At 59.1% G+C, this 14,554-nt stretch carries 13 protein-coding genes; 10 read left to right on the forward strand and 3 right to left on the reverse strand.

The genetic code is table 11. From position 1 onward, the window contains the following. Positions 1-2: 2 nt before the first annotated feature. From tssK to tagH, 3 genes are read right to left on the reverse strand one after another with little or no spacing between them, the layout of a single operon-like run. Positions 3-1,337 carry a type VI secretion system baseplate subunit TssK gene (gene tssK, locus K3169_RS00995; RefSeq protein WP_122396883.1) on the reverse strand — a complete coding sequence of 445 codons (1,335 nt, stop codon included), beginning with the start codon at positions 1,335-1,337 and terminating at the stop codon, positions 3-5. Between the two features lie 15 nt (positions 1,338-1,352). After that, a complete protein-coding gene (gene tssJ, locus K3169_RS01000; protein WP_263269555.1) occupies positions 1,353-1,847 on the reverse strand; it encodes a type VI secretion system lipoprotein TssJ in 495 nt (164 codons plus the stop codon). Between the two features lie 48 nt (positions 1,848-1,895). Continuing rightward, the gene (gene tagH / locus K3169_RS01005) at positions 1,896-3,320 is read right to left on the reverse strand and encodes a type VI secretion system-associated FHA domain protein TagH (RefSeq protein WP_263269556.1); all 1,425 of its coding nucleotides are present in this window, start codon (positions 3,318-3,320) and stop codon (positions 1,896-1,898) included. 402 nt (positions 3,321-3,722) lie between these two features. Between tagH and tssA the strand changes: the two genes are divergently transcribed. The 10 genes from tssA to tssH all read left to right on the forward strand — a co-directional run bounded on the left by tssA (position 3,723) and on the right by tssH (position 14,508). Further along, a complete protein-coding gene (gene tssA, locus K3169_RS01010; protein ID WP_122396894.1) occupies positions 3,723-4,739 on the forward strand; it encodes a type VI secretion system protein TssA in 1,017 nt (338 codons plus the stop codon). A 97-nt stretch (positions 4,740-4,836) separates the two neighbouring features. Then, positions 4,837-5,352, forward strand: a complete 516-nt coding sequence (gene tssB / locus K3169_RS01015) for a type VI secretion system contractile sheath small subunit (RefSeq protein ID WP_099270322.1) — start codon at positions 4,837-4,839, stop codon at positions 5,350-5,352. Between the two features lie 15 nt (positions 5,353-5,367). Then, positions 5,368-6,861, forward strand: a complete 1,494-nt coding sequence (gene tssC, locus K3169_RS01020; RefSeq protein ID WP_027900004.1) for a type VI secretion system contractile sheath large subunit — start codon at positions 5,368-5,370, stop codon at positions 6,859-6,861. Positions 6,862-6,999: 138 nt separating this feature from the next. After that, entirely contained in the window at positions 7,000-7,488 is a 489-nt protein-coding gene (locus K3169_RS01025) for an Hcp family type VI secretion system effector (RefSeq protein WP_027900003.1), read from the forward strand. Positions 7,489-7,554: 66 nt separating this feature from the next. Continuing rightward, positions 7,555-8,004: a type VI secretion system amidase effector protein Tae4 gene (locus K3169_RS01030; RefSeq protein WP_027900002.1), complete on the forward strand. Its 450-nt coding sequence runs from the start codon at positions 7,555-7,557 to the stop codon at positions 8,002-8,004. After that, positions 8,004-8,444, forward strand: coding sequence for a hypothetical protein (locus K3169_RS01035; RefSeq protein WP_122705148.1), 441 nt, complete (start codon positions 8,004-8,006; stop codon positions 8,442-8,444). Before K3169_RS01030 ends, K3169_RS01035 begins: the two co-directional genes overlap by 1 nt. Next, on the forward strand, positions 8,441-8,953 hold the full coding sequence (gene tssE / locus K3169_RS01040; RefSeq protein WP_373562239.1) for a type VI secretion system baseplate subunit TssE: 513 nt from the start codon (positions 8,441-8,443) through the stop codon (positions 8,951-8,953). Before K3169_RS01035 ends, tssE begins: the two co-directional genes overlap by 4 nt. Next, on the forward strand, positions 8,950-10,809 hold the full coding sequence (gene tssF, locus K3169_RS01045) for a type VI secretion system baseplate subunit TssF (protein WP_263269557.1): 1,860 nt from the start codon (positions 8,950-8,952) through the stop codon (positions 10,807-10,809). Before tssE ends, tssF begins: the two co-directional genes overlap by 4 nt. Continuing rightward, a complete protein-coding gene (gene tssG / locus K3169_RS01050; protein ID WP_263269559.1) occupies positions 10,773-11,825 on the forward strand; it encodes a type VI secretion system baseplate subunit TssG in 1,053 nt (350 codons plus the stop codon). Before tssF ends, tssG begins: the two co-directional genes overlap by 37 nt. Next, positions 11,818-14,508: a type VI secretion system ATPase TssH gene (gene tssH / locus K3169_RS01055; RefSeq protein WP_263269561.1), complete on the forward strand. Its 2,691-nt coding sequence runs from the start codon at positions 11,818-11,820 to the stop codon at positions 14,506-14,508. Before tssG ends, tssH begins: the two co-directional genes overlap by 8 nt. Positions 14,509-14,554 lie beyond the last annotated feature (46 nt).

Here is a 14,554-nt window from a genome sequence, read left to right on the forward strand (position 1 = left end):
ATTTATCCTCGGATGGCCCAGAAAGCCAGGTTCAGCCCAGGGAAATCACCGGCTACATGGAAAGCAAAGCCACCGGAATTCATCAGCTGTTTCCAGTGTTCACTGCCACGGTCCAGTTCGTAATAGGTGGAGCCTGCGTGATACGGAATCTGGCGAGGCGCAACCGGCAATGGCAGCAGGCCGATGCCCGGCAGTTGCAGGTTGACCAGATCCCGGATGTGTTCAACCGAACCGACTTTGCTCTGTTGGGCAAAGCGGCCGCGCAAGGTTTCGCCCGGCACGTCGGCGCGGACGACAAGAATGAAGCTGGCGCTTTCGATCAGGCTGCGGTCGGCCAGCATGGCGACATGAATACCGTAGGCTTTCTCGACAATCGGAATCGGCGTGGCTTTGCTGTCGATCAACATCGACAGGGCTTCACGCAGGGCGTGCATCACCGGGGTGAAGCTCAGCGCCAGATTGTCATGCTGGTACGGCGGATACTCCGCTGGGCGACGCTCGGCCACGGAGAACGTCGCGAACTCTCCCGCCAGGCTGACCAGTTCGCTGAACAACCGCTCGGGGTGCAATGGACTCAGGTGAGCGAGGTGCTGGATCAGGGGCTGAGCCCGATTGACCAGTTGCAGCAGCATGAAGTCAGCGATCTCCGAGGCTCCGCCCGCGCCGGACGCTACCACGCGCCCGGCCAGTGCTTCGCCGCGCTGATGCAGCAGGCCCAACAGCTCGCTGCGAAACGCGCTCAAAAGGGCGCTGGCCGCGATATCCAGCACCGGCGGGATGTAAGTGTCATCCAGCACCAGCGCCCGGTCGGCACGTTTTTCCTTGATTCGCACCATGCCGATGGCTGCGTAATCACCCAAGCCATCCTGTGCGGTCAGCAAGCGCAGCGCGCGGGAGCCAATGGCTACCGGTGCGCGGTTCTCAAACGGCGCATTGTCATCGCGCACTTCGCGCACCTGGCTGATGTAGCGCGCCGCGCCGGGTTCTTCGCCTTCATCAACCGTGTCGCGAGCGCCCGCGCGACGCAGTGGCAAGGCCAGGTAAATCAGCCCGTCACGTAGATTGTCATCAATGCTCAGCGGGCTCGGTGCCAGGTCATCCTGAGGGATATTGAATGGCGTCCCGTCCGGCAACAGCCCACGGGCCGAGATGATTGCGAGTTTGCCCTGTGCAAGCAGGCCCTGATCGATCAATAACTCGGAGAACCCCCAGGCACCGGCTGACAATGGCCGACTGCGGGCATCGATGAGGTTTTCCAGGTAACGGTCATGCTGCTGGAAATGCTGTGTTCCAATGAACATGCCTTCCGACCAGACCACTCGATTGTTCCAGGACATGAGTTCTCCGATTGCCTATTGAGCGGGACGGGTTGGGATCGCGGCATCGGTGCGTATGGCTCGCACGTCGAGGCTGATCTGATATTCGCGGCGTTGGTCGGGGGCGACATCAAGCACCGCACGCCATTGCGCCTGGTCTATTTCGCGGTAACCGACGACGAGCCCGACATGACGGGTTGCAGGATCAAGCGGGCGCTGGATGCTCAATTGTTCGCCGGGCTGCAGCAGCACTTCGTCCTGATCAATCAGGTCAGGACCGAGCGTCGCAGGTGCACGCTCCACCAGGCCAAAGTAATCGGCGCGGGTGAAGTTAGCGGCGTTCTTGAGCTCAAAAATTCGCACTCGAACGGGTGCTGGCTGGCCGCTTGCGCCGGGATTGAGGCCGGCGATCGCCTGGAAATTCAACGTCAACGCGTTTGCGCCCGGCGCTGCGTCTGCAGAAGGTGGAGCGTCTTTGGCACAAGCGGCCAGCAGCATGATGAAAAGAGCTGCTACAGCACTACGAAACATCCTTTTTTCCTCGATATCCAGGGGCGTTGTCTGTTGCCGAACACGTTGTTACGGACGCCGCAACCGGGCGCTGTGCTCCTCGTAGGCGCGGCTGAACTCGCGACCGAACAGGTCTTGAAAATCATCCTCCGCCTCGCGGGAGATATTGCTGTAAAGCTCGCTGAACTGCTGCCAGTACTGAGCTTGACGCGATCCGGGCAGGAGATTTGAAAGCCCGCCGGGTTTACTCATCCGCGCTTCCAGTTCACTGGGTTCAAACCGTTTGAGCAGGTGTTTGATTGCGGCCTCGACGCCTGCCATGACGGCCAGTTGATGCGCGCGCAAATCGTCGAAACTGTCGCTGATTGCCTGGTCCGGTGGCATGAAAGCCTGATTGCCATGGCGCAGCAGGAGCAGCAGCGCTTCATCGGCATTGGGCGCGAACTTCAGCGGGTTGTTTTCCACCGGGCGGATCATGGTTTGCTGCATGCGGAACTCACCCTTGAGGCTGGTGCGCGCGCGCAGTACATCGATCAGGCCTTCAACCATCAACCGATAACTGCGGCCGATGGCTTCCATTTGCGCTTCGGCTTGAGCGTGATCGATGCGCAATTGATCCAGCCCTGCGCCGCGCAGAAAAGCTTGCTGTAATTGAGGTTGGGCGTGACTGGCGGCAGGTTCTGTAACCGGGGGGGGCGTCGGTTGCTCCTGGGCCGGGACGGGCGCAGCAACGGCCACAGGAATCGGCGCTGGCGGGATTTCTGGCACAGGTTCAGCGCTGACTGCCGCTGGCCTGGCTGGCGCAGGCATATCTGCAAACAGGTCCCAGTCTTCCGGGATTACCCCTGCCGTGGGAGCAGCGGGCGCAGGTGTTTCGAATACAGGAACGGGAGCCGCAGGCGCATGGGTGGCTGTCGGCGGCCGGAAGTCATGTCGTTCAGCTGGCACATGGTCCGGCTGAGTAACCGGCGGGACGGCAGACGGCGCCAGAAAGTCGAACAGGTCGGGCAGGGTATCGAACGAAGACGAGCCCTGAAAACCTGACGCGCTCGGCATGTCCAGCGGTGCAGCAGCGGGGACGGGCGACGACGGAGCCTGCTGGCGACCCATCAGCGCTTCAAAGCTGTTTGAGGCGTCCACGTTGCCGAGGCCGGGTTCCATCATTTGCAGATTGAAATCAATGCGTGCCTGTATTTCGTATTCGCCAATCCGGATAACTTCGCCGTCTTGTAATGGCTCACTGTTTCCACGGCGCAGCCTGATGCCTGCATTGACCAATTCAACGCCATTGGTGCTGTTATCGGTCAAATAATAACGGCCGTCTTTATATTGAATGACGCAATGTCTGGCTGAAACGAGGCGTTCAGGATCAGGTAATACCCAATCATTATCCGTGCTGCGCCCAATCGCTATCACACCTTTGTCCATTGATTTTTCGGGACATTGGCCTGGCGTTATCTTGTGATAACTCGTAATGGTCAAACGCAGCGACATCGCGCCTCCTTGCATGCATCGCGAACAAAAAAACGGAAAGGTTGTTTCTGCGACAAAACGATTACAGTTTGATCAAAACAGCAAAAATATCCCTTTGTATCGGCCATTTCGCTGAAATTCCGCGATTGTAAACACACCTTCATGAATGTCGTACAGATTGTGACCGTAGAGTTCAGTGGGATGCCAGTCCGGTCACAACTGTTTCACAAGCTTTACAGCTTACCTTGACATTGGCTGTTTCCTACACCAAAAATGCACAACTTATAAAATAATGGTGATGTCGACGTGACATCACAGATCGTACGCTTTCAGCAAAGTTCCGAAGTTACCCGGAAGAATTTATGCAAAGTGATTGCGATATTTTCGTAACTATTCCCGGACCTCGATAGGGAGATCGATTTGGTGGATGTTCCGTTGTTACTCGCCGCTGTTTCCGCGAACTCTCCGTGTGGCGAAGACCTGGAATATGACGCCGATTTTTTGCAGTTGGAGCGCGACGCACTCGGCAAACCCGAGCGCGTCATGGGCGATTCAATTCAGCCCGCTGAGCCGCCCCAATGGCGCAAGATCGAGCAGTCCAGCACCGCTCTCCTGCAGCGCAGCAAAGACCTGCGCATCACCCATTTCCTCCTGCAAAGCGCCCTTGCCCTCGACGGCATCAGCGGCCTGAGCAACGTCCTTGTTCTGACTCGTGATTTGCTCACGCAGTACTGGACCGATCTTTATCCGCAGCTTGACGCCGATGACGACAACGACCCTACCGTCAGAATCAATGCGCTGGCCGGTCTGACCTGCGACACCAATATCCAGTTGTTGCGTGAAAGCATCCTGATCCGCTCCCGGGCGTTTGGTCCGATCAGTCTTCGCGCTGCGCTGAATGCCGCTGGCTTGCAGCATTTCGCCGATGAGCGCCTGACGTCCGATGAGTTCGCGGGCGCGCTGCAGGACGTAGACGCCGAGCAGTTGGACGGTATTCGTGCCGCGCTGGGGGCTGCTCGTGATGCCGCTGAAGCCATCGAGCAGATAGTTTCCGAGCAAGTGGGTTCGGCCCAGGGCGTTGATCTTTCGGCCTTGAAACAGCCACTCAAACAGGCGCTACAAGTGCTGGGTGAGACTGCCGTTCACCGCGAGTTCGAGACGCCGCTCACAGAATCAAACGAACCTCGCGAACTTTTCAGTGAAACCAGCGCTCCGATTTCGGCCCGTTCTTCAGGGACGATCAGTAGTCGTGAGGACGTGTTGCGCAGTCTGGATCTGATACTCGGTTATTACGCCCGTCACGAGCCTTCGAGCCCGCTTCCGGTGTTGCTGAATCGCGCAAAGCTGTTGGTGAATGCGGACTTCGCAACCATCGTGCGCAATCTGATTCCCGACGGCATGAACCAATTTGAAAATCTGCGCGGACCCGAGGCCGACTGACTCGTAATCGAGTTGTTCTGGCCCGAGTTACGCAACACCGTTACCGGCACCGGCCGATGACGCTAACACAGTCGCATCAGCGACCAGGAGGAGCAACGTGGCGAACAGCAGTTCTCAGAAATTCATAGCGCGCAACCGCGCGCCACGGGTCCAGATCGAGTACGACGTAGAGCTTTACGGTGCCGAGAAGAAGGTCCAGCTGCCGTTCGTGATGGGCGTGATGGCCGATCTGGCGGGCAAACCTGCCGAGCCGCTGCCAGCGGTTGCCGATCGCAAGTTTCTGGAGATAGACGCTGATAACTTCGACTCGCGTCTCAAGGCGATGCAGCCACGCGTTGCGTTTCATGTGCCGAACGAACTGACCGGTGAAGGTAACCTGAGTCTGGATATCACGTTCGAAAGCATGGACGACTTCAGTCCGGCTGCCGTTGCTCGCAAGATCGATTCGCTGAACCAGTTGCTCGAAGCCCGCACCCAGCTGGCCAACCTGCTGACCTACATGGACGGCAAGACCGGCGCCGAAGAAATCATCATGAAAGCCATCAAGGATCCGGCGTTGCTCCAGGCCCTGGCCAGTGCGCCAAAGCCTCAGGACTCCGAGCCCAGTGCTTAATCAGGACAAATGATCATGACCGATTTGATGCGTGACAATCAGGCGCCACAGGGCTCCACTCAGGAAACCAGCGAGTTTGCTTCGCTGCTGATGCAAGAATTCAAACCCAAGACCGAGCGTGCTCGCGAAGCGGTTGAAACCGCCGTGCGGACCTTGGCCGAACACGCTTTGGCACAGACTGACCTCATCTCCAACGACGCGATCAAATCGATCGAGTCGATCATTGCGGCCATCGACGCAAAGCTCACCGCGCAGGTGAATCAGGTCATCCACCACCCGGAATTCCAGCAAGTGGAAAGCGCCTGGCGTGGTTTGCATTACCTGGTCAACAACACCGAAAGCGATGAGCAACTGAAGATTCGCGTGCTCAACATCTCCAAGCCGGAATTGCACAAGACCTTGAAGAAATTCAAAGGTACGGCCTGGGACCAGAGCCCGATCTTCAAGAAAATGTACGAAGAAGAATACGGCCAGTTCGGCGGCGAACCTTACGGTTGCCTGGTAGGCGATTACTACTTCGACCAGTCGCCGCCGGATGTCGAGCTGCTGGGTGAACTGTCAAAGGTCTGTGCAGCCATGCACTCGCCGTTTATTGCGGCCGCATCGCCTACCGTAATGGGCATGGGCTCGTGGCAGGAACTGTCCAACCCGCGTGACCTGACCAAAATTTTCACCACTCCGGAATACGCCGGCTGGCGCTCGCTGCGTGAGTCCGAGGACGCACGCTACATCGGCCTGACCATGCCGCGCTTCCTGGCACGTCTGCCTTACGGTGCCAAGACTGATCCGGTAGAAGCCTTCGCCTTCGAAGAAGACACCGACGGTGCCGACAGCGCCAATTACACTTGGGCGAATGCGGCCTACGCCATGGCCGTGAACATCAACCGTTCGTTCAAACACTACGGCTGGTGCTCGCGCATTCGCGGTATCGAGTCCGGTGGTGAGGTGCAGAACCTGCCTGCGCACACCTTCCCGACCGACGATGGCGGTGTGGACATGAAATGTCCGACTGAAATTGCCATCTCCGACCGTCGCGAAGCCGAACTGGCCAAGAACGGTTTCATGCCGTTGCTGCACAAGAAGAACACGGATTTTGCCGCGTTCATCGGTGCTCAATCGCTGCAGAAGCCTGCCGAATATGACGATCCGGATGCGACCGCCAACGCCAATCTGGCAGCGCGTCTGCCTTACCTGTTCGCCACATGCCGTTTCGCGCATTACTTGAAGTGCATCGTGCGTGACAAGGTCGGCTCGTTCAAAGAGAAGGATGAGATGCAGCGCTGGTTGCAGGACTGGATCCTGAACTACGTCGATGGTGATCCTGCGCACTCTACCGAGACCACCAAGGCCCAGCACCCACTGGCTGCGGCCGAAGTTGTCGTGGAAGACGTAGAAGGCAATCCAGGTTACTACACCTCGAAATTCTTCCTGCGCCCGCACTACCAGCTCGAAGGTCTGACGGTATCGCTGCGTCTGGTTTCGAAGCTGCCGTCGGCAAAAAGCGCCTGATTCAGCAGTTATCGCAGGACCGGCTTTGACCGGGAGTCAGCACTGGCTGCTTCCCCCCAAAGCCGCTCCTGCGTCGTAGACCAAACGGCGCTGCCGTTTTACACAAAACCAGTGGCCATCGCCACATCAGGAGAGAACATGGCTGTCGATATTTTCATCAAGATCGGTGACATCAAGGGCGAGTCCATGGACAAGGCCCACAAGGACGAAATCGACGTGCTGAACTGGAGCTGGGGCATGTCCCAGTCCGGCAACATGCACGTCGGCAGCGGTGGCGGTGCTGGCAAGGTGAACATTCAGGACCTGTCGATCACCAAGTTCGTCGACAAGTCCACGCCAAATCTGATGATGCTGTGCAGCTCCGGTAAACACATCGACAAGGTCACGCTTACCGTGCGCAAGGCCGGTGGTGAAAGCCAGGTCGAGTACCTGATCATCAACCTCGAAGAAGTGCTGATCACCTCGCTGAGCACTGGCGGCTCGGGCAGCGATGATCGTCTGACTGAAAACGTGACCCTGAACTTCGCTCAGGTTCTGGTCGACTATCAGCCACAGAAAGCTGACGGCACCAAAGATGGCGGCGCGGTCAAATACGGCTGGAACATTCGTTCGAATACCAAGCGTTGATCGCAGGCGCCCCCGTTCAATCGGGGGCGCAACTTCACGTTCGATCTTTTGCCGGATGCCTGAATCATGGCCAAGCCTTCGTTTATCAATCTGTGGAATGGCTATCCCCCGTATCCCGGGCCAGCTGCGTGTGACGGGCCGTGGTCCAATCAGTGCGCCATTCGGATGAGTATCGCGCTGTGCGCTGAGCGAACTCTGCCGGTCAATTCGTCAACCTATACCGAGCCGCGCTGTGCTCATGGTCATGCGCGTGGGGCTGAGTCCCTGGCGAACTGGCTGTGGAAGAAGAAGCAGCTTGGGCCGCCAAAGATTTACACCAACAGCCCGGCTGACCGGCTCAGCTTGATTAACAAGACCGGGATCATTTTCTATAAAGATTTCTACTATCAGCCCAACGATCCAGACGGCAGTCCGAGCGGTGACCACATCGACTTGTGGAATCGTGGTCTAACTGCAAGCAAGGGCAGTGACTACTTCGTTCGCGCCAAGGCTGTCTGGTTTTGGGAGCTGAACTGATGCGCCTGTTCGCCGGGTTCACGTTGCTGTCTGCCAGCCTGCTCAGCCTCACTGCATGTGCAGCTCAGCCGTCTGCCACCAGTAGTAGCACGCTGACGACGGCCGAAATTGCCGGTCAGCCTGCCCATCTGAGCGACGGGCAGGGCCGTTGCGTCCTGACTCGCAAAGGAAGCGCAGCGCTAACGCTGGATATGCAGTGGCCATGTCGCTTCAGTGAAGATCGGCAACACAAAGTGCGAGTGGAGGATTTTCGCAAGGCACTGATCGTCATGGTCGAGCGTAGCGAGCCTATGCCGCCGCCAAGTACTGATTGCCTGACCGATTTACAGCCTGTTCGCTTCTACAAGGGCAAACTTGAGGCCGCGCCAGTGAGTCGGATTGCCGCTTGCGGCCCAGGCTTCTGGGATCAGAAAACCTTTACCTGGCAGTTCGACTGGTGAGCGACCTGACCCTGCGCGAGCGCCTGCAACCATCGTTGCTTGATCGCCTGACCGACCACGACCCGAGCAACCCTCAGGAAAGTGCCGACAAACGCGTGCTGTCCTTGAGTCAGCTCAAGGCTTCAGTGCTGCGCGACCTGGCGTGGTTACTCAATACCACGTCACTGCTCGATGGCGACGCGACGCTCAATACACCAGCGGGTACTTCTGTGATCAATTTTGGCTTGCCAGCTTTGGCGGGCAACAGTGCTTCGAGCATCGATATCGGCGCGCTGGAAATACTGATCCATCGCGCCATTGCGACGTTTGAGCCGCGCATTTTGCGCAACACCCTGCGGGTGAGGGCGCGGGTCGGGCAGGGCGAAATGAATCACAACGCCCTGAGCTTCGAGATCGAAGGGGACTTGTGGGCCGAGCCGGTAGCCTTGCCATTGCTGCTGCGCACCGATCTTGATCTCGAGTCCGGGCACGTCACCGTAGCACCTGCCGAACAGCGGAGACGCTCATGAATCCGCGCTTGCTGGCCCTCTACAACCAGGAGCTGCAGCACGTCCGCGAAAGCGCGGCGGAGTTTGCCAAGGAATACCCGAAGATCGCGGGCCGCCTGACGCTTTCGGGTATGGACTGTGCCGATCCCTACGTGGAACGCCTGCTTGAAGGTTTCGCCTATCTGACGGCGCGGGTGCAGCTCAAGCTCGATGCGCAATACCCGACCTTCACGCACAACCTGCTGGAGATTGCCTACCCTCATTACCTGGCACCGACGCCGTCGATGACCGTGGTGCAAATGCAGGCCGATACCGACGAGGGCTCCCTGGCCAGCGGTTTTACGCTGCCGCGAAACAGTGTCCTGCGCGCGGCCCTTGGCCGTGACTCGCAAACTTCCTGCGAATACCGCACTGCTCACGCCGTCACGTTGTGGCCGTTGCAGGTCAGCCAGGCAGAGTATTTCGGCAACCCTTCGGCGGTGCTGGGGCGTCTCGCGGCGAGCGAACCCAAGGCCAAGGCGGGCTTGCGCATTACCCTGCGCACCGGGGCCGAGCTGGCGTTCAGTAAGCTGAGCCTGGAAAGCCTTCCGCTTTACCTCAACGGGGTCGATGAGCAACCGTTCCGTCTCTACGAGCAACTGCTGGGCAGTGCCTGTGCGGTATTCGCTCGTCAGCCCGGCAGCGACTGGGTCGAGCGGCTGCCCGCAGATGCGCTGCGCTCCTGTGGTTTTGATGACCGTGAAGCTGCATTGCCGGTCGTGCCGCAGGCGTTTCAGGGCTATCGGCTGTTGCAGGAATACTTCGCCTTGCCACAGCGTTTTCTGTTCGTCGAATTCGCTGAGCTGACCCGTGCCGTGCAGCGTTGTGACGGACAGGAACTGGAGCTGATCATTCTTTTTGATCGCTTTGACCAGAGTCTTGAAGGCTCCGTGGGCCGCGACCAGTTCGTGCCATTCTGCTCACCGGCCATCAACCTTTTCCCGCGTCGCGTGGACCGGATTCACCTGTCTGATCGGGTCAATGAGCATCATGTGATTGCTGACCGCACCCGGCCGATGGATTTTGAAATCCATTCCCTGACCAGCGTAACGGGCCACGGCACCGGGCCGGATCAGCCTTTTCTTCCGTTCTACGCCGTGCGCGATCCTTCGCGTTATGGCCGCGATAAAGCGTATTACACGGTACGGCGCGAGCCGCGTGTGCTGTCCAGTGAACAGCGCCGCAACGGCACCCGCTCGACGTACGTTGGCAGCGAAACGTTCGTCAGCCTGGTGGACGGTCAGCAGGCACCTTATCGTCAGGATCTGCGGCAACTGGGCGTCAGCGCCTTGTGCACCAACCGCGACCTGCCGTTGTTCATGAGCGTGGGGAGCGGCAATACCGACTTCACGCTGGCCGACAGCGCGCCGGTGTCCGCAGTACGTTGCCTGACCGGCCCGAGCCGCCCGCGGGCCAGTCATGCCCACGATAACAAGGCCTGGCGTCTGATCAGCCAGCTATCGCTCAATTATCTTTCACTCAGCGAGCAGGGCCAGGGTGCTGCGGCGCTGCGCGAACTGTTGCGCTTGTATGGCGACAGTAACGACGCCGCACTCCAGTTGCAGATCGAAGGCCTGCGAGAAGTCAGCAGCAAAGCGGTAACCCGCCGACTGCCGATGCCCGGGCCTATCGTGTTTGGCCGTGGGCTGGAGATCACGCTTGAGTTTGACGAAAACGCGTTTCGAGGCACGGGCGTGTTTCTGCTCGGTGCCGTTTTCGAGCGCTTCCTGGCACGTTATGTGTCGACCAACAGCTTTACCGAAACGGTGATTCATACCACCGAACGCGGTGAGATCATGCGATGGAAAGCCAAGCCCGGACGCCGCCCAACTCTGTGAGCACGATAACGTCAATGCAGAGCGAGCCCTGGGAATATGATTTCTTCCAGGCATTGCGACGTATCGAATGCGAATCCCCGGACCTGCCCAGATTTGGCCATTCGTTGCGCCTTGCAGATGATCCACTGCGTCTGGGGCAACAGCCCGATTGCGCCTTCGCGCCGTCGACACTGGCGTCCATGAGCCCGGCGGAAGACGGCAAGGCCCCGCGACTGGAGCAGTTCTTCTTTGGCCTCGGTGGCCCCAACGGTCCATTGCCGCTGCACATCACTGAATACGTGCGCGAACGTCAGCGCAATAACGGCGACAGTGCCAGCAAACGCTTTCTGGACGTGTTCCACCATCGCTTGCTAAGCCTGTTCTACCGCGCCTGGGCAGAAGCCAGCCCGACTGTCAGCCATGATCGCCCTGACGACGATTACTGGGCCGCACGCCTGGCTGCCTTGAGTGGGCGCGGTATGCCGAGCCTGCTGGAGCAGGGGCTGATTCCCGATACGGCAAAGCTGCATTACAGCGGTCATCTTTCGGCTCAGACCCGTTACCCCGATGGGTTGCGGGCGATCCTCTCCCACTATTTCGGTTTGCCGGTGGAGATCGAGGAGTACGTCGGCCAATGGCTGGAGTTGCCGGAGCGCAGTCGCGTTGGCGTGAGCGGTCATCAACTGGGCGTCGATTTTTGCCTGGGCAGTCACGTCTGGGACCGTCAGCACAAATTCCGCATTCGCCTCGGGCCGCTCAAGCTCGACGATTACATGGGCATGTTGCCCGACGGTGAACCCTTTAAGGAGCTGGTGGTCTGGGTCGCCGAATACCTCGGGCATGAGCTGGACTGGGATCTGAACCTGGTGCTTCAGCAGCCCGAGGTTCCGAAATTTCAACTCAACGGGCGCCAGCGGCTGGGGTTCAACACCTGGCTCGGTCAGCCACAAACAGACGCCAAGGACTTGATTCTGGCCCGGCACTACGCCGAGCAGGCCACGTCAGCACAACTTTCAAGGAGTAATGAACATGGGTGAAATCAGTCGCGCCGCGCTGTTTGGCAAACTCAACAGCGTCGGCTACAAGGCCATCGAAGCCGCCACGGTCTTCTGCAAGCTGCGGGGCAACCCGTATGTGGAGCTTGCCCACTGGTTTCACCAACTGCTGCAACTTCAGGACTCGGACCTGCATCGCATCATTCGCCAGTTCAATGTCGAGCCTGCGCGCCTTGCCCGTGACCTCACCGAAGCGCTGGACCGCCTGCCGCGCGGCTCGACGTCTATCACGGACCTGTCTTCGCAAGTCGAAGAGTCCGTCGAGCGTGGCTGGGTTTACGGCAGCCTGATGTTCGGTGAAAACCAGGTGCGCACCGGCTATTTGCTGCTCGGCATTCTCAAGACTCCCAGCCTGCGTAATGCCTTGCTGGGGTTGTCGTCCGAGTTCAACAAAGTCAAAGCCGAAACCTTGAGTGAGCGCTTTGACGAATACGTCGGCGATTCGCCGGAAAACGCCTTGAGCGCCAGTGACGGTTTCAATGCCGGTGCCGTGCCGGGCGAGGCGAGCGGTGCCATGGCCCCGAGCGCCATGGGTAAGCAGGAAGCGCTCAAGCGTTTTACGGTCGACCTCACCGAGCAAGCCCGCAGCGGCAAACTGGACCCCATCGTGGGGCGCGATGAGGAGATCCGCCAACTGGTCGACATCCTCATGCGCCGTCGCCAGAACAACCCGATCCTCACCGGTGAGGCGGGCGTGGGTAAAACCGCCGTGGTCGAAGGTTTCGCCTTGCGCATCGTCGCCGGGGACGTGCCACCGTCCCTCAAGGACGTCGAATTACGTAGCCTGGACGTCGGCCTGCTGCAGGCCGGGGCGAGCATGAAGGGTGAGTTCGAACAACGTTTGCGTCAGGTGATCGAGGACGTTCAGGCGTCGCCCAAGCCAATCATTCTGTTTATCGACGAGGCCCACACCCTGGTGGGTGCTGGTGGTGCGGCGGGCACTGGCGATGCCGCCAACCTGCTCAAACCGGCGCTTGCCCGTGGCTCCTTGCGAACCGTCGCGGCGACGACGTGGGCCGAGTATAAAAAACACATCGAGAAAGACCCTGCACTGACCCGTCGCTTTCAGGTCGTGCAAGTCGCCGAGCCTTCGGAAGACAAGGCCCTGCTGATGATGCGTGGCGTGGCGTCGACCATGGAAAAACACCATCAGGTGCAGATTCTCGACGAGGCCCTGGAGGCTTCGGTCAAGCTGTCTCACCGGTACATTCCGGCCCGTCAGTTGCCGGACAAGTCAGTCAGCCTGCTGGACACCGCTTGCGCCCGCGTTGCGATCAGCCTGCATGCGGTACCGGCTGAAGTCGATGACAGCCGTCGCCGTATCGAAGCGCTGGAAACCGAATTGCAAATCATCGCCCGCGAGCATGCGATTGGCGTGGATATTGGTGCGCGGCAGAGCAACACTTCTGAGTTGCTGAGCAGCGAGCGCGAACGTTTGCTGGCGCTTGAAGGTCGCTGGGCGGAAGAAAAAGCACTGGTGGATGAGTTGCTCGCGACCCGCGCCCAATTGCGTGAAAGCGCGGGCGTTGTCGACAGCGATGCAGGCCGCGAAGCCCAACCCGAAGCCCACGCCGGATTGCGTGAGCAACTGGTTGATCTGCAAAAGCGCCTGAGCGCATTGCAGGGCGAGACGCCGTTGATTCTGCCCACTGTCGATTATCAGGCGGTGGCTTCAGTGGTTGCCGACTGGACCGGCATTCCAGTCGGTCGTATGGCGCGCAACGAACTTGAGACCGTGCTCAACCTTGATAAGCACCTGAAGAAGCGCATCATTGGTCAGGATCACGCCCTGCAGATGATCGCCCGACGCATTCAGACCTCCCGTGCAGGGCTCGATAACCCCAGCAAGCCGGTAGGCGTGTTCATGCTGGCCGGTACATCGGGCGTCGGTAAAACAGAAACCGCGCTGGCGCTGGCTGAGGCCATGTACGGCGGCGAACAGAACGTCATCACCATCAACATGAGCGAGTTCCAGGAAGCGCACACCGTTTCGACCCTCAAGGGTGCTCCTCCCGGCTATGTCGGTTATGGCGAAGGCGGCGTGTTGACTGAGGCCGTGCGCCGCAAGCCTTACAGCGTGGTGCTGCTTGATGAAGTGGAAAAAGCCCACCCTGACGTCCATGAAATCTTCTTCCAGGTCTTCGACAAGGGCGTGATGGAGGACGGCGAGGGCCGGGTCATCGACTTCAAGAACACCCTGATTCTGCTGACCACCAATGCCGGTACCGAGCTGATTTCACACCTGTGCAAAGACGTGCAGAATCTGCCCGACCCCGAGGATATCGCCAAGGCTCTGCGTCAGCCGTTGCTGGAGATTTTCCCGCCTGCGCTGCTCGGTCGTCTGGTAACGATTCCGTACTATCCGCTTAGCGACACCATGCTCAAGTCGATTACCCGCCTGCAACTCGACCGGGTCAAAAAACGCGTTGAAAGCACCCACAAAGTCGCGTTCGATTACGATGACGCGGTGGTCGACCTGATCGTTTCGCGCTGCACCGAAACCGAAAGCGGCGGCCGGATGATTGACGCGATTCTGACCAACACCCTGCTGCCCGACATGAGCCGAGAATTCCTCACCCGCATGCTCGACGGCAAGCCCATGGCGAGCGTGAGCATCAGGGCGCTGGACGGCGAATTCGATTATCAGTTTGGCGATGCCAACTGAGCGTGCGAGCGCTAGCTAACTACTCTGGCTATTTAACGGAATAAAC

Source organism: Pseudomonas phytophila, assembly GCF_025643095.1.
In the GTDB taxonomy this organism is placed as follows: Bacteria; Pseudomonadota; Gammaproteobacteria; order Pseudomonadales; family Pseudomonadaceae; genus Aquipseudomonas; species Aquipseudomonas quasicaspiana.